This window comes from Microbacterium maritypicum (assembly GCF_041529975.1).
Classification (GTDB): Bacteria; Actinomycetota; Actinomycetes; order Actinomycetales; family Microbacteriaceae; genus Microbacterium.
This window is the reverse complement of the sequence record NZ_CP168030.1, coordinates 1,674,659-1,689,792: the sequence shown is the minus strand read 5'-3', so window position 1 is coordinate 1,689,792 and position 15,134 is coordinate 1,674,659. Positions and strand designations below refer to the sequence as shown.

Below are 15,134 nucleotides of genomic sequence, written 5' to 3'. Positions count from 1 at the left end.
ATTGAATGGCGATCACCGATCCCCCACGGGAGCACGATCCCGCGGCGGCACAGGAGAACAGGCGTGAGCGCCTCGGAGACGTCGCAACCGCAGTTCAGGACTTCTCGCACGAGCAGAGGGGATATCGCACCGCCCTGAAACCGCGACACCTGCAGATGATCGCGCTCGGGGGCGCGATCGGCACCGGGCTCTTCATGGGTGCTGGGGGACGATTGCACTCCGCAGGGCCCCTGCTCGCGGTGTCGTACCTGGTGTGCGGTGTCTTCGCATTCTTCATCCTCCGAGCTCTGGGTGAGCTCGTGATCCATCGGCCGTCGTCGGGGTCCTTCATCTCGTATGCGCGGGAGTTCTACGGGGAGAAACTGGCGTTCGCGGCAGGCTGGCTCTACCTGCTCAACTGGGGCATGGTGGCGATCGTCGACTCCACGGCCGTCGCGTTGTACGTGCACTATTGGTCGGTCTTCGACGTGCTTCCGCAATGGCTTCTCGCTCTGATCGCGCTCATCGTCGTGGTCGGACTCAACCTCGTCTCCGTGCGACTGTTCGGCGAGATGGAGTTCTGGTTCTCGATCGTGAAGGTCGCAGCGCTCACGCTGTTCCTCGTCCTGGGGATCGTGTTCCTCGCTGCCGGCTGGAAGACGGATCAAGGCGCGACGGGGCTGGCGATGCTCGCCGAACACAACGGCTTCATGCCGGAAGGAGTGCTCCCCGCGGTCATCGTGATGCAGGGAGTCGTGTTCGCGTATGCGTCGATCGAACTTGTGGGCACCGCTGCCGGCGAGACAGAGAACCCCGAGAAGCTCATGCCCCGCGCCGTGAACTCGGTCATCCTCCGCATCGGAGTCTTCTACGTGGGCTCCGTGCTGCTGCTCGCGCTCCTGCTGCCGTACACCGTCTACCAGGCCGGCGAGAGCCCCTTCGTGACGTTCTTCTCACACGTCGGCGGGCCCGAGGTCGGCGCCGTGGCCGGCAGCATCATGAACTTCGTCGTCATCACCGCCGCCGTCTCGGGCCTCAACGCCGGCCTGTACTCCACGGGCCGGGTCTTCCATTCGCTCGCCGCCTCCGGGGCCGCCCCGGCGGTGGCCGGCCGGATGAGCAAGCGTGGCGTTCCCGTCGCCGGCATCGTCTTCACCGGGCTGTTCGCTCTCGGTGGTGTGCTTCTGAACGCGGTCGTACCCGACGATGCCTTCGAGATCGTACTGAACATGTCGGCGCTCGGGATCATCGCCGCGTGGGCGACGATCATCCTCTGCCAGCTCCAGCTGCATCGACTCGCGAAGCAGGGTCGGCTCGAGCGCCCGGCGTTCCGACTGTTCGGCGCGCCCTTCACGTCCTACCTCACGCTCGCCTTCCTCGCGGCGGTCATCGTCCTCATGGCGTTCGACTACCCGACCGGGACCTGGACCGTCGCCAGTCTGGTCGTCATCATCCCCGCACTCATCGCCGGGTGGCTTGTGGCCCGACCGAGGATTCAGCAGCTCGCGGCGCTCCGCGCCACGGAGGCACATCACGCCGAGTAGCGCGCGACGCCCATCGCCTCAGGACGCAGCGGGGGCGTCGCGCGGATCGGGCGCAGACGGACGACGAGACAGTCGAGTGAGGCGCGGGATGTCTGCCGTGGCACCGGCATCCGCCGGCACGATCACCTGTTGGGAAGCCGCGATGTCGATGCCGTCAGCACGCACCACGAGATCGCCGACCGGTGCGCGACGGGACAGGATGGCGAGCGCGATCGGCCCGTCTTCGTGGTGCCGCGCCACCGACGTGATGTGGCCGACCTCGTCATCCCCCGCGAACACCGTTGCTCCGGGCTCAGGAAGCACGGCGTCGCTGCCGTCGAGATGGAGCGCGGCCAATCGGCGCGGAGGATGTCCGAGGTTGTGCACCTTGGCGACCGTCTCCTGTCCGCGGTAGCAGCCCTTGTTCAGGTGCACGGCACTACGGATCCAGTCGGACTCGTGCGGCAGCGAGCGCTCGTCGACCTCGGTGCTCCACCGCGGACGCCAGGCGGCGATGCGCAACGCCTCGGCGGCGAGGAGCCCGGCGAGAGCATCGCGGTCGAGCGATGCGGCGAGCGCATCCGCCGCGTCCGCGCTCAGCATCGCGACCCGCCACGCGTAATCCGCAGCCGGATGCTCGGCGACCTCGGCGTACTGGTGTCCCCCGCTGCTGATCCGCTGCCAGGGGTCGGCCCAGATCAGCGGGCTGCCGTTCGGCGCGAACGCTGCGGCGGATGCCGTCGGGGCCACCGCACCTCCGTCGATGTAGCCGATCGGCGCGAGGTCGGATCGCACGTCGACCGTGGCTTGCGTGCGGAACTTCATGCGGGTCAACCAGCCCGCGAGTGCATCGGCATCGCCGGCGTCGGCAAGGAGCCAAGTGGATGTGCCGTCGTCGAGGACGCCGGCCGCGTGCTCCACGCGCCCCTGCGGGTCGAGCACCAGCAGCTCCGTGCTCTCGCCGGCAGCGAGACGGCCCACCGACTGCGAAGTGATCGAGTCGAGCCAGGTCAGCCGTTCCGGGCCCGAGACCTCGATGATCGTCCGGTCGCCGAGTGGGGCGAGGGCCGCACCCTCGGCGAGACGCCGCTGCTCGCGGAAGGCATCACCGAAGTGCATGATCCGATCACCATCGGACACGACACCGTCGAGCTCGCCGAAGCCCGACACGTCAGACCTTGGCCAGCCGGGCCGAGGCGTGCGAACGGAGCGGGGTGCCGAGGGCCGCGACATCCCATGCCCACAGCAGATGACCGTCGACCAGGCCGTACATGCGGGAGGAGGCGGTGTGCACCTTCGCACCGGCACTGCGGACCACGGCATCGGTGCCGATGTCGACGCGCGGTCCGTTGATCTCGCCTATGTAGAGCTCGAGTGCGCCGTCGGAGTGAGCGACCGACACCTCGATCGGGAAGCCGCCGCTGGGTGCGCGCAACTCCTCGACATCGTCGACCGTGCGTGCGACGGGGGGAGCCAGGGGTGGGAGCAGTGCGGGACCCGGATCCGCCGGCGCGGCCGGGCGAGCGAGCCGCCAGAAACCGGTCTCGGCGAGAAGCGGAGTCGACGGTGCGCCGTCTTCCGCGAGGAAGGTCGCGGTGCCGGAGTAGTTGAGGAACGGGCCGCCGTCGTGGCTGAAGCTGACCCGGTGCGTGAACTCGCCCTGCAGACGCTCGTCACCCACCGGATAGTCGATGACACCCGTGCCCTCCCACACGCCGATCAACCACGCGAGCGGGGCGAGGTCGGCGGGAAGGTCGGTGGGGAGTTCGATCACGATCGCGTCAGCGCTGGCCGCGGAAGAGGTTGCGCAGCACCACTGCCGAGACGAAGACGATAGCGAGGCTCGCGAGGCCCAGCAGGCCGATGAAGAAGATTTCGAGCGCCATGAGGTCCATGTGCTCCACCTTACCGCGCCGGGCCGACGTCAGGACGGGATCAGTGCGGCCAACCCGAAACCGATCGAGATGAGGCCCATCAACAGCAGGGCGCCCGTGACGCTGCTCGCCACCCGGAAGATGAAACCCTGCGTGCGCCCGTACCAGAGCTGCACGGCGAACGAGAGCAGAACGACTCCGCCGAAGCCGACCAGCATCCAGGGCACGCGCCATTCCTCCGGCACGAAGATGCCGATCGCGACGGTGGCGACGAACGCCACCGCCCACACGACCATCACACCGACGAAAGCGTTACGCGGTGCGAGTGCTGGTTCCGTCATGACACCATTGTTGCGCATCGGCTCCCGGTATCATGGCGGCACGGCGTCGATCGCCCGTCGGTGAGGAGTGCGCGTGGCCCTGGTCCTGGTTCTGACCAACGCTCCGCTCTCGGAGCAGGTCCTGCCCGCTCTCGAGTTGCTGAGCCATAAAGCGCGCCAGATTCCGGCGGAAACCGCGCAGCTGGTCAACGCCCCGGAGTATGACGTCGTGATCGTCGACGGTCGTCATGACCTGGTGGCGGCGAAGTCGTTGTGCCGCCTGCTGCGCGCCACCGGACAGGACGCGCCGCTGCTCCTCGTGGTCACCGAGGGAGGGATGAGTGCGCTCTCCGGCGACTGGGGCATCGACGACGTCCTGCTCGTCACCGCCGGCCCTGCCGAGATCGACGCACGACTGCGTCTCGCACTCGCGCGGCGAGATGACGTCGCCGAGCCCGCACGCGTACAGGCTTCCGGAGTCACGATCGATGAGCAGTCGTACTCGGCGAAGCTGCGCGGCAGACCGCTGGACCTCACCTACAAGGAGTTCCAGCTGCTGCACTTCCTCGCGACGCATCCTTCACGCGTCTTCACCCGGGAGCAGCTGCTCAGCGAGGTGTGGGGCTACGACTACTTCGGCGGGACCCGCACCGTCGACGTGCACGTGCGACGGCTCAGGGCGAAGCTCGGCGACCAGGAGCAGATCATCGGCACGGTGCGCAACGTCGGCTATCGCTTCAACGTCAACGAGGACGAGAGCATCGCCGCAGCCGGGTGAGGACGGACGCTGTTCACACGAGCGTCACCCGGCGGTGCTTAGATGTACCCCATGATCGATCCCGCACTCGCCGACGCCGGCCTCGGAGACGCCGAAGACGATGACTTCGACGCCATCGAGTCCCCCGACTCCCAGCTCCCGGACCACCGCTACCTGGATCGCGAGCTGAGCTGGCTCGCTTTCAACCAGCGCGTGCTGGAGCTCGCCGAGGATCCGTCGCTGCCCGAACTCGAACGGGCCAACTTCCTGGCGATCTTCGCCAGCAACCTCGACGAGTTCTTCATGGTGCGCGTGGCGGGCCTCAAGCGGCGCATCATGACCGGGCTCGCGGTGCCGACCAACATCGGCCGCTCCCCCGTCGACGCGCTCGCGGACATCTCCCGCGAGGCGCACGCCCTGCAGCTCCGCCACGCGGACGCGTGGATCTCGCTGGTGCGCCCCGCCCTCGCCGAGTCCGGCGTGGAGATCACCGACTGGTCGGAGCTCACCGACGGCGAGCGCTCCGCGCTGTCCGAGTACTTCCAGGCCCAGGTCTTCCCGGTGCTGATGCCGCTGGCGGTCGACCCGGCGCACCCGTTCCCGTACATCTCCGGCCTCTCGCTGAACCTCGCGATCCGCATCCGCAACGCGCGCACCGGTCGGCAGGAGTTCGCGCGCCTCAAGGTGCCGCCCATGCTCCCCCGCTTCGTGGAGGTACCCGGCGGCGGCGAGATCAAGCGCTTCCTGCGTCTGGAGGAGCTCATCGCGAACCACCTGGGCGACCTGTTCCCGGGCATGGAGGTGCTCGATCACCACGCGTTCCGACTCACGCGCAACGAAGACGTGGAGATCGAGGAAGACGAGAGCGAGAACCTGATCCAGGCGCTCGAGGCCGAGCTGCTCCGTCGCCGGTTCGGTCCGCCGATCCGCCTGGAGATCACCGACGACATGGATGACGTCACGATGGACCTGCTGGTCCGCGAACTCGACATCACCGACCTGGAGGTCTACCGCCTCCCCGGCCCGCTCGATCTGCGCGGCCTCTTCGACCTGTCCCGCATCGACCGTCCCGACCTGCGCTACCCACCGCACCTGCCCACCACGGCCGTGGCCTTCCAGCCCGCGGGATCGAGCAACCGCGCCGACATCTTCAAGGCGATCCGCAAGTCGGACGTGCTCGTGCACCACCCGTACGAGTCGTTTACGACCAGCGTCCAGGCGTTCCTCGAGCAGGCCGCCCGCGACCCGCACGTGCTCGCCATCAAGCAGACGCTGTACCGCACATCGGGCGACAGCCCGGTCGTACAGGCGCTGATCGACGCCGCGGAGGCCGGCAAGCAGGTGCTGGCACTCGTCGAGGTGAAAGCCCGATTCGACGAAGCCAACAACATCGTCTGGGCGCGCAAGCTCGAGAAGGCCGGCGTGCACGTGGTCTACGGACTCGTCGGGCTGAAGACGCACTGCAAGCTCGCGCTCGTCATCCGCGAGGAAGACGGCAAGCTCCAGCACTACTCCCACGTCGGCACCGGCAACTACAACCCGAAGACCAGCCGTATCTACGAGGACTTCGGCCTCTTCACCGCAGACGCGCAGGTCGGCAAGGATCTGACCCGACTCTTCAATGAGCTCAGCGGCTATGCCATCGAGAAGAAGTTCAAGAGGCTCCTGGTCGCCCCTCTGCACCTCCGGAAGGGCCTCGTCCGCCAGATCGACGCCGAACGCAAGAACGCCGAAGCGGGCGTGCCCGCGCACATCCGCATCAAGGTCAACTCGATGGTCGATGAGGAGATCATCGACGCGCTGTACCGCGCGAGCGCTGCGGGAGTGAAGGTCGACGTCTGGGTGCGCGGCATCTGCAGCCTGCGTACGGATCTCGACGGCATCAGTGACAACATCACCGTGCGCAGCATCCTCGGCCGCTACCTGGAGCATTCGCGGATCTTCGCGTTCGAGAACGGCGGCGACCCGCAGGTGTACATCGGCAGTGCAGACATGATGCACCGCAACCTCGACCGTCGCGTCGAAGCGCTGGTGCGGGTCACCGACCCCGCCCACCTGAAGGAGCTGCAGACGTTCTTCGACCTGGCGATGGATGCCGGGACGACCTCGTGGCACCTGGGTGCCGGTGGAGTCTGGGAGCGCCACGCCGAGGACGCGGACGGCAAGCCCCTGATCGACCTGCAGGATAAGACCATGGGGTTGATCCAGCGGCGTCGCCGCGCACGGGCGGTGCGATGACCGGGCGGCAGCTGCAGCTCCCACCCGACACCGCGAACGGGTCGAAGTGGGCGGACAAGGCCGTGTACGCGGCGGGAGCCGTCGTCTGGCGACTCGTCGACGGCAAGCTGCGCATCCTCCTGATCCACCGCACGAAGTACCGCGACGTCACGCTGCCCAAGGGCAAGGTCGACCCCGGAGAGATGCTTGCCGAGACCGCCGTCCGGGAAGTGCACGAAGAGACCGGCATCCGCGTCTCGCTCGGGGTGTCGGTCGGTGTGAGCCGGTATCACCTGGCGTCCCAGAAGCAGAAGGTCGTGCACTACTGGGCAGCGGAAGCGACGGACTCCGCCATCCGGGAGTCGACGTTCGTGCCCAACCGCGAGATCGCCGCGCTGGAGTGGGTCAGTGTGAAGAAGGCGCGTGCGCGCCTGAGCTACCCCGTCGACCTGGAGATCCTCGACTTCTTCGCCAACCTCGTCGACGACGGAGTGCTGCGCACCTTCCCCGTGATCGCGCTGCGGCATGCGAAGGCCACGCCCCGTTCGGAGTGGGACGGATCGGATGCCTCCCGGCCGCTCACCGAGCGCGGTCGAAAGCAGGCGAAGTCGATCGTGGGACCGCTGCGTGCCTTCGGAGTGCGCCGGATCGTGACGAGCGACGCGGTGCGCTGCGTCGAGACGATCACCCCGCTCGCCCGTGCACTCGATCGCAAGCCGGTGAAGACCGACAAGATGAGCCAGGACGCCTGGGAGGACGGCGAGTCCGATCTGCGCTCGGTCGTCGGACGCCGCATCCGCGCCGGCAAGCCGGCCGTGCTGTGCAGCCACGGCCCGGTGCTGCCCGGCCTGCTCTCGGAGATCGCGCTGGCCACCGGCACCATCCACGGGTCGTATCTCAGCAGCGCCGCAGACCTCGAGCCGGCCGCGTTCTCCGTCGTCCACCTCTCCGCCACGAATCCCGGATCGGGCATCATCGCGATCGAGACCCACGTCCCGAAGGTCTGACGCTTCCTTGATTTCTCGCGGGAGCGCCCCAGAGAGTCGCCCGTCGTTCACCTGCCGTTCACCTGCTCGGGAGAGTCTCGTTAACCGTCGCCCCTAGCGTCACTGTGTGCCCTGCACCGGGCCCCACCCATCAAAGATCGAAGGATCCACAGTGAAGATCTCCCGAATCGCACGAATCGGCGCCATCGGCGCCGTGGCCGCTCTCGCCCTCGCCGGCTGCGCCGCGAACGAAGGCGGCACCGGCTCGAGCGAGGCTCCTGCCGAGTCCACGCTCTCCGGCACCATCGACGCCACCGGCGCCTCCTCGCAGGCCGCCGCCCAGGAGGCCTGGGTCGCCGCGTTCCAGACCGCCAACCCCGACGTGACCGTCAACTACGAGCCCACGGGCTCCGGCACCGGTCGTGAGAACTTCCTCGAGGGCGGCAGCAACTTCATCGGCTCCGACCGCGCATTCAACGATGAGGAGATCGCCGCCGGCGGCTTCGGCGCCTGCACCACGGACGACATCGTCGAGGTCCCCCTCTACATCTCGCCCGTCGCCGTCGCCTTCAACCTCGAAGGCGTCGACGCCCTGAACCTGGATGCCGCCACCATCGCGGGCATCTTCGCGGGCACGATCACCAACTGGAACGCGCCGGAGATCGCCGCGCTGAACGACGGCGTCGAGCTCCCCGACCTGGCGATCTCGCCGGTGCACCGCTCCGACCCCTCGGGAACGCAGGAGACCTTCGCGAAGTACATGAGCGCGACGGCACCCGATGTCTGGACCTACGAGGTCTCCGACGAGTGGCCGATCCAGGGCGGCGAGGCCGCACAGGGCACCTCCGGCGTCAAGCAGGCCATCACGGCCGGCAACGGAGCCATCGGGTTCCTCGACGCATCGCAGGCCGATGGCCTCGGCCAGGTCGCCGTGGGCGTCGGCGAGGAATTCGTCCCGTACTCGGCGGAGGCCGCTTCGAAGCTCGTCGAGGGCTCGCCGCTGGCCGAGGGCCGCGGCGAGGCCGACCTCGTCTTCGACGTCGACCCGTCCGCCGCCGCGGACGGCGCCTACCCGATCGCCCTGGTCAGCTACCTCATCGGCTGCGAGCAGTACGAGGACAGCAACGTCGCGGGGCTCGTGAAGGAGTACTTCTCCTACATCGCGAGTGCCGAGGGCCAGGATGCCGCCGCGGAGAACGCCGGCAGCGCCCCGATCTCGGACGGCCTGCGCGAGCAGGTGCTGGCCGCGATCGACCTGATCCAGGTCGGCTGATCCAGCCGATCCACTGACAGCGGTGCCCCCGCGTCCCGACGGGGCGCGGGGGCACCTCCCGGTCAGTATCCGATCCACATCTACCCGGCCCGAAACAGGGAGATCATGAGCACGACCGCGCAGGCGCCCACACCGGCACCGGCCAAAGCGCCGCCCGCACCGATCAAGGCGAAGCAGCGACTCGGAGACCGGGTCTTCTCCGGCACCGCGCTCGGGGCGGGGATCATCATCCTCATCGTCCTCGCGCTCGTCGCCGCCTTCCTCTTCATCCAGAGCCTCCCGGCGTTCCAGCTCGACACCAGCGACAACCACATCCTCAAGGGCGAATCCTTCTGGGTGTACGTGTGGCCGCTGGTCTTCGGCACGCTCTGGGCCTCGTTCATCGCCCTGCTCATCGCCGCTCCGATCGCCATCGGCATCGCCCTGTTCATCTCGCACTACGCGCACCGGAGGCTCGCGGCCTTCCTCGGATACGTCATCGATCTGCTCGCCGCCGTGCCGTCCGTGGTGTTCGGCCTCTGGGGCGGGCTGGTGCTCGCTCCCCTGCTGCAGCCCATCTACGCCTGGCTGAACACGAACGCCTCCTGGGTGCCCTTCTTCGGTGGCCAGGTCTCCTCGACCGGCAAGACGATCCTCACCGCAGCCCTCGTGCTCGCGGTGATGTGCATCCCGATCATGACGGCCATCTGCCGCGAGGTCTTCCTGCAGACCCCGAAGCTCCACGAAGAAGCCGCACTCGCCCTCGGCTCCACACGCTGGGAGATGGTCCGCATGGCGGTGCTCCCCTTCGCCCGCGGCGGCATGGTGTCCGCCGCGATGCTGGCCCTGGGACGAGCACTCGGCGAGACCATGGCCGTGACCATGGTGCTCTCCCCCTCGGCCGTCGTCAGCTTCCTGGTGCTCACCGCCACCAACCCGACGCCGATCCCCGCCAACATCGCCCTGGCCTTCCCCGAAGCGCACGGCACCGGCGTGAACACGCTCATCGCCACCGGCCTCATCCTCTTCGTCGTGACCTTCGCGGTCAATGCGCTGGCGCGCTGGATCGTCGCGCGCCGCGCCGAGTTCTCGGGAGCGAACTGACATGACCACCCTCACCTCCGCTCCCCCCGCCTCGGCCAACGCGGCCTCGCTCACCTCCGGCAAGCTGCCGACGTGGGCGCCGTGGGCCCTGCTCGCGGCATCCTTCGCCATCTCCGCCGCGATCTTCGGGGTCGCCGCCGCCGGTGCCGGATCCAGCCTCGCCGACTTCAACATCGTCGGCACAGCGATCGTCGGCATCCTGCTCTACATGGTCATCATCACGGTGATCTCGTCGATCGCGGAGAGCCGTCGCAAAGCGATCGACCGACTGATGACGGCGCTCGTCGCCACCGCCTTCCTGATCGCCCTGCTTCCCCTCGTGTCGCTGCTGTGGACGGTCGTGGCCAACGGCGTCGAACGGTTCGACGCCGAGTTCTTCAGCTACTCGATGCGCAACGTCGTCGGTGAGGGCGGCGGCATCGTGCACGCCATCTGGGGCACGGTGCTCATCACCCTGACCGCCACCGTCATCTCGGTGCCGATCGGTCTGATGACCTCCATCTACCTCGTCGAATACGGCCGCGGCAAGATCGCGAAGGCCATCACGTTCTTCGTCGACGTGATGACCGGCATCCCGTCGATCGTCGCCGGTCTGTTCATCTACGCCGCGTTCGCCCTGATCTTCAAGCCCGGCATCTCGATGGGCTTCATGGGCGCCCTCGCCCTCGCCGTGCTGATGACACCGGTGGTCGTGCGCGGCAGCGAGGAACTGCTGCGGATCGTCCCGAACGAGCTCCGCGAGGCGTCCTACGCCCTGGGCGTTCCGAAGTGGCTGACCATCCTGAAGGTCGTACTGCCGACCTCGATCGCCGGCATCATGACCTCGGTCATGCTCGCGATCTCCCGCGTCATCGGCGAGACCGCGCCGCTGCTGCTCACCGCCGGCTTCACCCAGAGCATGAACCTGAACATCTTCAACGGCCAGATGATGACGCTGCCGGTGTTCGCCTACAACCAGTACATGAATCAGGGCACGAGCCCCGACGCCGCCGTCGCGCGCGCGTGGGCCGCCGCCCTCACCCTCATCCTCATCGTCATGGTCCTGAACCTGCTCGCGCGTCTCATCGCGAAGTGGTTCGCCCCGAAGGTCTCCGGCCGCTGAGCGCCCGACAACTCAGAACAGGAATCCACGTGTCCAAGAGCATCGAAGTCAACGACCTCAACGTCTACTACAGTAACTTCCTCGCCGTGGAGGGCGTCTCCCTCGACATCCAGCCGCGCAGCGTGACCGCCTTCATCGGCCCCTCGGGGTGCGGCAAGTCCACGTTCTTGCGCACCCTGAACCGCATGCACGAGGTCATCCCCGGCGCCCGCGTCGAAGGTGAGGTGCTGCTCGACGGCAAGGACCTCTACGGTCCCGGCGTCGACCCGGTGCTCGTGCGCCGTCAGGTCGGCATGGTGTTCCAGCGGCCGAACCCGTTCCCCACGATGTCGATCAAGGAGAACGTCCTCGCGGGCGTGAAGCTCAACAACACCCGGATGTCGAAGAGCGACCAGGACGCCCTGGTCGAGAAGTCACTCACCGGTGCGAACCTGTGGAATGAGGTCAAGGACCGGCTCGACCGCCCGGGATCCGGCCTGTCCGGCGGGCAACAGCAGCGTCTGTGCATCGCCCGCGCGATCGCCGTGTCGCCCGAGGTGCTGTTGATGGACGAGCCGTGCTCGGCTCTCGACCCGATCTCGACCTACGCGATCGAAGAGCTGATCGGCGAGCTCAAGAACGAGTTCACGATCGTCATCGTCACGCACAACATGCAGCAGGCGTCCCGCGTGTCCGACAAGACGGCCTTCTTCAACATCGCCGGCACCGGCAAGCCGGGCAAGCTCATCGAGTACGACGACACGACGAGCATCTTCACCACCCCGTCCGTGCAGGCCACCGAGGACTACGTCTCCGGCCGCTTCGGGTGAGTCGAGGCTGACGGAAGAGGGTTCGGGAACTTCGGTTCTCGGACCCTCTCGCGTGTCGGCGACGCCTCGACGCTCAGTCGCGCGGGGAGAGCAGGTAGCGATTCAGGTCGGCGGTGAGGGCTGCGTCGACCGGGAGCGAGACATCGTCGACGGCGGTGATCGCCGCAGCGAGGCGGACGCTCGACACGAGCCACGCGGCATCCGCCTGCGGGAGATCCGTCGCCGGGATGCGGTCGTAGCCGACGTCGAAACCCTGTGCCGCGAGATGGTCGTACACGCTGAGCTGGGTCGTGCCGTGCAGGATGCCGCCGTTCGGGGCGGGGGTGACGAAGCGGTCGCCGAACCGGAGGATCAGCGAAGCCGTCGGCGCCTCCAGCACGAAGCCGTCGCTCGACAGGAAGATCGCGTCGTCCGCCCCGCGCCGGTGCGCCTCACGCAGAGCAGCCATGTTCACGGCGTACGAGAGGGTCTTGGCGCCCAGCAGCAGCCACGGCGCCCGCTCGGCCGCGCCCAGGTCGTATCCGCGGTCGAGGGTGACGACGCGCACGCCCGTCTCCCGCACGGCGGAGAAGTCGGCTGCCGGCGCCGCCGTCACCCATGCCGTCGGCGTGGGCCCGTGCTCGACGCCGCGGCTGAGGATGAGCTTGATCACGGATTCGCCCGCACCGAGTTGTGCCGCGGCCCGGTCGATGGCCTGGCGCCACTGCGCGAGGTTCGGCACCGGAAGGTCGCACAGGCGTGCCGAGTGCGCGAGCCGCTCGAGGTGCGGGACGACTTCCTGCGCATGCCCGTCGACCACGCCGATCGACTCGAACACGCCGTCACCGCGCTGCGTGCTCAGCTCTCCCACGCTGAGCGCGGGGGCCGCGGCATCCACCTGCGTGAACGTGTCGGCGTAGTCGGAGCGCTGCTCCTCGGCGGGCACGGGATCGATCATGAGTGCGAAACGCCCGGTCATGATCCGAGCCTAGAGGGCGGGAATAGCCACCGCCGCATCGCGTTACAATTGAGTGGCCGGGCCGCATAACCCCGGGCTCCATTTTTCGCCGCTACGAGCGGCCTTCCGCCGAGAGGCGTTCTTGCGGCCCGGTCTTTTCTCTGTCCGGGCTCTATTCTGCAGGGCCCTGCGGCCCGCCGGAGCGTGTCCGTCAGCTGAGAGCGCCCGTGCGCCACAGCACCGCTGCAGCCGCCAGATCCTGCGCATAGCTGCTGAGTCGCAGCGCTCGGGTGGTCAGTTCGCTGGCTCGCGCCGGTTCGGTGGGCTCGTAGTCGTCCGCCGAGTGGGTCGCCCCCGAAGCCTGCACCCGGCAGAACGCGGCGGCGCGGTCGAGAGCCACCGCGAAGTCCCCGCGGAACGCCCCGCGCAGGATCGTGTCGATCAGCGCGACGAGCTCGTCAGGGCTCGCCGGCACCGGAGCGCCGGCGATCACGACATCGGCCGAGGCCAGCTCCACCCGACCGCGGTCGTAGAGCAGCGCGGCCGTGCGGGCGTCGGCGTGGATCGCGAGCTGCAGCACGTACAGGCGCCACAGCGCGCCGGGAAGCGTGCGGGACGGAGCCTTCGACCACAGCTCCGCGATCTCGTCGATGCCGTGCTCGGAGGTGAATGCCACGAGCCTCTCCGCGCTGGCACCGCTCTCGTCCGCACGGACGCGCGTCAGCAGAGCGGATGCCGTGGCGTGTGCGACCCGCGTCTCTTCGGCGGGATCGTGCGCGCCGACGATGTTGTCGAAGGAGGAGGACGGTCGGCGCACAGGGCGGTGGTGCTGCTCAGGCATCCCTCCAGGGTACGCGCGATCGGCGACGCTCAGGCCGTGGGGATGACGATCACCGGGTCAGACGTCGGTTGCCCCGTCGGCGAGCCGCCGGCCTGTTCGACGGTCACCGCGATCGCATCTCCTGCCTGCATGTCGCCATCGAGCAGGGCTGTCGCCTCACCGCCGTCGACATCGAACACGCCTGCCGAGACGGGGGCGTCACCGCGCACGAACCAGAGTTCGTAGGTCTCGCCCTCCCCGGGATTCGGGAGCCCGTCGGCCACGAGCACGGCCTTGCCGACCGAGCCCGACCAGTGCGCCGTCGCCGTTCCGCCGTCATCGAGCGCGACCGTCGCCTGCTCGGCGTCTCCCGCCGCTTCGATCTCCTGCAGGGCGACCACGCTCGCGGGGCGGTTCAGCTGCTGATTCAGAGCCACTGCGCCGATGCCGACGCCGACGAGGAGGGCGAGGCACGCGGCCAACGCGAACACCGTGCGAGTCCATCGGCGCGGCTTCGGGGATTCGGCGGCGGCCTCCTCCGTCGTGAAGCTCTCCGGTGCTGGAGCGGCCGCACGCGGCTCGTCGCCGTCCGACTCGATTCTCTGTGGCGTGACGGCGATCTGCGCGAGCAGGGCGGACCGGATGCTCGCGGGCGGATCGACCGTCGCGGCCGTCTCGGCGAGCAGCCCGGCCGCACCGGCATCCGCCTCGACGATGGCCTGCCACTCGGGGTGCGCGGCGAATGCGTCACGGAAACGGCGCTCGTCGTCTGCCGACAGCGCGTGCAGGGCGGCACCCGCCGCGAGCTCTGCGAACTCTTTCTCGTTCATGCCGTCACCCCCATCGCCGTGCGCAAACGGGTCAGCCCGTCTCGCATCCGTGTCTTGATCGTCCCCAGCGGCGCGCCCACCAGGGCCGCGATCTCGTTCTGACTGTAACCGCCGTAGTAGGCGAGGACGAGTGCCTCGCGCTGCACCTCAGGAAGCCCCGAGAGAGCGTCGACGACCTTCTCGCCTTCGATTCCCAGCTCCACCTGTTCTGCGACGCTGTCGTGTGCCACACCGATGTCCTTGAATCCGGCCCGCACATCGCGGTCGGCGCTCGACTGCGATGCCCGCACCCGGTCGACGGCCCGACGATGTGCGATCGTCATGACCCACGTTCGTCCTTGACCTCTGTTCGGAGCGAAGCGGGAAGCGGATTGCCAGATCTCCAGGAAGACCTCCTGCAGGACCTCCTCGCTCTGCGCCCGGTTCACCAGCACGCGGAGGATCAGCCCGAAGGCGCGGGAGGAGAGGGCGTCGTAGAGGGCCGCGAAGGCAGCCTGGTCACCGTCGGCGACGCGCACGAGGAGGTCGCCGACAGCATCCTGCGTCGCGCCGTCCTCCGGGACGTCCATTCCATCGATGACCATCTCCACAAGCATGCCGCATCTCCTCTCCGTACCCGTGCAG

At 68.2% G+C, this 15,134-nt stretch carries 15 protein-coding genes; 8 read left to right on the top strand and 7 right to left on the bottom strand.

Annotated features, from left to right (window positions below):
* The first annotated feature begins 5 nt into the window (after positions 1-5).
* Positions 6-1,523: an amino acid permease gene (locus tag ACCO44_RS08320; protein ID WP_372469228.1), complete on the top strand. Its 1,518-nt coding sequence runs from the start codon at positions 6-8 to the stop codon at positions 1,521-1,523.
* Positions 1,524-1,541: 18 nt separating this feature from the next.
* Here the strand turns inward: ACCO44_RS08320 and ACCO44_RS08315 are convergent, their stop codons facing one another.
* The 3 genes from ACCO44_RS08315 to ACCO44_RS08305 form a co-directional block, all read right to left on the bottom strand.
* Positions 1,542-2,672: a folate-binding protein YgfZ gene (locus tag ACCO44_RS08315; RefSeq protein ID WP_029262773.1), complete on the bottom strand. Its 1,131-nt coding sequence runs from the start codon at positions 2,670-2,672 to the stop codon at positions 1,542-1,544.
* Position 2,673: 1 nt separating this feature from the next.
* On the bottom strand, positions 2,674-3,276 hold the full coding sequence (locus tag ACCO44_RS08310; RefSeq protein WP_372469227.1) for an FABP family protein: 603 nt from the start codon (positions 3,274-3,276) through the stop codon (positions 2,674-2,676).
* A gap of 150 nt (positions 3,277-3,426) precedes the next feature.
* Complete coding sequence (locus ACCO44_RS08305) at positions 3,427-3,717, bottom strand: hypothetical protein (RefSeq protein WP_105711395.1); 291 nt, start codon at positions 3,715-3,717, stop codon at positions 3,427-3,429.
* 73 nt (positions 3,718-3,790) lie between these two features.
* Here ACCO44_RS08305 and ACCO44_RS08300 point away from each other — a divergent pair, with 73 nt between their 5' ends.
* The 7 genes from ACCO44_RS08300 (at position 3,791) to pstB (ending at position 11,923) form a co-directional block, all read left to right on the top strand.
* On the top strand, positions 3,791-4,474 hold the full coding sequence (locus ACCO44_RS08300) for a response regulator transcription factor (RefSeq protein WP_029262776.1): 684 nt from the start codon (positions 3,791-3,793) through the stop codon (positions 4,472-4,474).
* Positions 4,475-4,525: 51 nt separating this feature from the next.
* Complete coding sequence (locus ACCO44_RS08295) at positions 4,526-6,691, top strand: RNA degradosome polyphosphate kinase (protein ID WP_029262777.1); 2,166 nt, start codon at positions 4,526-4,528, stop codon at positions 6,689-6,691.
* On the top strand, positions 6,688-7,677 hold the full coding sequence (locus tag ACCO44_RS08290; protein WP_372469226.1) for an NUDIX domain-containing protein: 990 nt from the start codon (positions 6,688-6,690) through the stop codon (positions 7,675-7,677). Before ACCO44_RS08295 ends, ACCO44_RS08290 begins: the two co-directional genes overlap by 4 nt.
* A gap of 151 nt (positions 7,678-7,828) precedes the next feature.
* Positions 7,829-8,929 (top strand): phosphate ABC transporter substrate-binding protein PstS, encoded by a 1,101-nt coding sequence (locus tag ACCO44_RS08285; RefSeq protein ID WP_262001249.1) that lies wholly within the window; start codon positions 7,829-7,831, stop codon positions 8,927-8,929.
* Between the two features lie 105 nt (positions 8,930-9,034).
* Complete coding sequence (gene pstC, locus ACCO44_RS08280) at positions 9,035-10,012, top strand: phosphate ABC transporter permease subunit PstC (RefSeq protein ID WP_051662330.1); 978 nt, start codon at positions 9,035-9,037, stop codon at positions 10,010-10,012.
* Position 10,013: 1 nt separating this feature from the next.
* Positions 10,014-11,114 (top strand): phosphate ABC transporter permease PstA, encoded by a 1,101-nt coding sequence (gene pstA, locus ACCO44_RS08275; RefSeq protein ID WP_372469225.1) that lies wholly within the window; start codon positions 10,014-10,016, stop codon positions 11,112-11,114.
* A 29-nt stretch (positions 11,115-11,143) separates the two neighbouring features.
* Positions 11,144-11,923: a phosphate ABC transporter ATP-binding protein PstB gene (pstB, locus tag ACCO44_RS08270; protein ID WP_029262782.1), complete on the top strand. Its 780-nt coding sequence runs from the start codon at positions 11,144-11,146 to the stop codon at positions 11,921-11,923.
* Positions 11,924-11,996: 73 nt separating this feature from the next.
* Here pstB and ACCO44_RS08265 read toward each other — a convergent pair whose 3' ends face one another.
* The 4 genes from ACCO44_RS08265 to sigK all read right to left on the bottom strand — a co-directional run bounded on the left by ACCO44_RS08265 (position 11,997) and on the right by sigK (position 15,106).
* A complete protein-coding gene (locus tag ACCO44_RS08265) occupies positions 11,997-12,881 on the bottom strand; it encodes an aminodeoxychorismate lyase (RefSeq protein WP_372469224.1) in 885 nt (294 codons plus the stop codon).
* Between the two features lie 190 nt (positions 12,882-13,071).
* The gene (locus tag ACCO44_RS08260; protein ID WP_029262784.1) at positions 13,072-13,701 is read right to left on the bottom strand and encodes a hypothetical protein; all 630 of its coding nucleotides are present in this window, start codon (positions 13,699-13,701) and stop codon (positions 13,072-13,074) included.
* 29 nt (positions 13,702-13,730) lie between these two features.
* Positions 13,731-14,510: an anti-sigma factor domain-containing protein gene (locus tag ACCO44_RS08255; RefSeq protein ID WP_372469223.1), complete on the bottom strand. Its 780-nt coding sequence runs from the start codon at positions 14,508-14,510 to the stop codon at positions 13,731-13,733.
* Positions 14,507-15,106 carry an ECF RNA polymerase sigma factor SigK gene (gene sigK / locus ACCO44_RS08250; RefSeq protein WP_029262786.1) on the bottom strand — a complete coding sequence of 200 codons (600 nt, stop codon included), beginning with the start codon at positions 15,104-15,106 and terminating at the stop codon, positions 14,507-14,509. The genes ACCO44_RS08255 and sigK overlap by 4 nt, the downstream gene beginning before the upstream one ends.
* Positions 15,107-15,134: the final 28 nt, after the last annotated feature.

What these genes read in the sequence shown, in the direction of transcription:
- ACCO44_RS08320 (WP_372469228.1), top strand. Translation starts at nt 6, where the DNA reads ATGGCGATCACCGATCCCCCACGGGAGCACGATCCCGCGGCGGCACAG.
- ACCO44_RS08305 (WP_105711395.1), bottom strand. Translation starts at nt 3,717, where the DNA reads ATGACGGAACCAGCACTCGCACCGCGTAACGCTTTCGTCGGTGTGATG.
- ACCO44_RS08295 (WP_029262777.1), top strand. Translation starts at nt 4,526, where the DNA reads ATGATCGATCCCGCACTCGCCGACGCCGGCCTCGGAGACGCCGAAGAC.
- ACCO44_RS08290 (WP_372469226.1), top strand. Translation starts at nt 6,688, where the DNA reads ATGACCGGGCGGCAGCTGCAGCTCCCACCCGACACCGCGAACGGGTCG.
- pstC (WP_051662330.1), top strand. Translation starts at nt 9,035, where the DNA reads ATGAGCACGACCGCGCAGGCGCCCACACCGGCACCGGCCAAAGCGCCG.
- pstA (WP_372469225.1), top strand. Translation starts at nt 10,014, where the DNA reads ATGACCACCCTCACCTCCGCTCCCCCCGCCTCGGCCAACGCGGCCTCG.
- ACCO44_RS08265 (WP_372469224.1), bottom strand. Translation starts at nt 12,881, where the DNA reads ATGACCGGGCGTTTCGCACTCATGATCGATCCCGTGCCCGCCGAGGAG.
- ACCO44_RS08260 (WP_029262784.1), bottom strand. Translation starts at nt 13,701, where the DNA reads ATGCCTGAGCAGCACCACCGCCCTGTGCGCCGACCGTCCTCCTCCTTC.
- ACCO44_RS08255 (WP_372469223.1), bottom strand. Translation starts at nt 14,510, where the DNA reads ATGAACGAGAAAGAGTTCGCAGAGCTCGCGGCGGGTGCCGCCCTGCAC.
- sigK (WP_029262786.1), bottom strand. Translation starts at nt 15,106, where the DNA reads ATGCTTGTGGAGATGGTCATCGATGGAATGGACGTCCCGGAGGACGGC.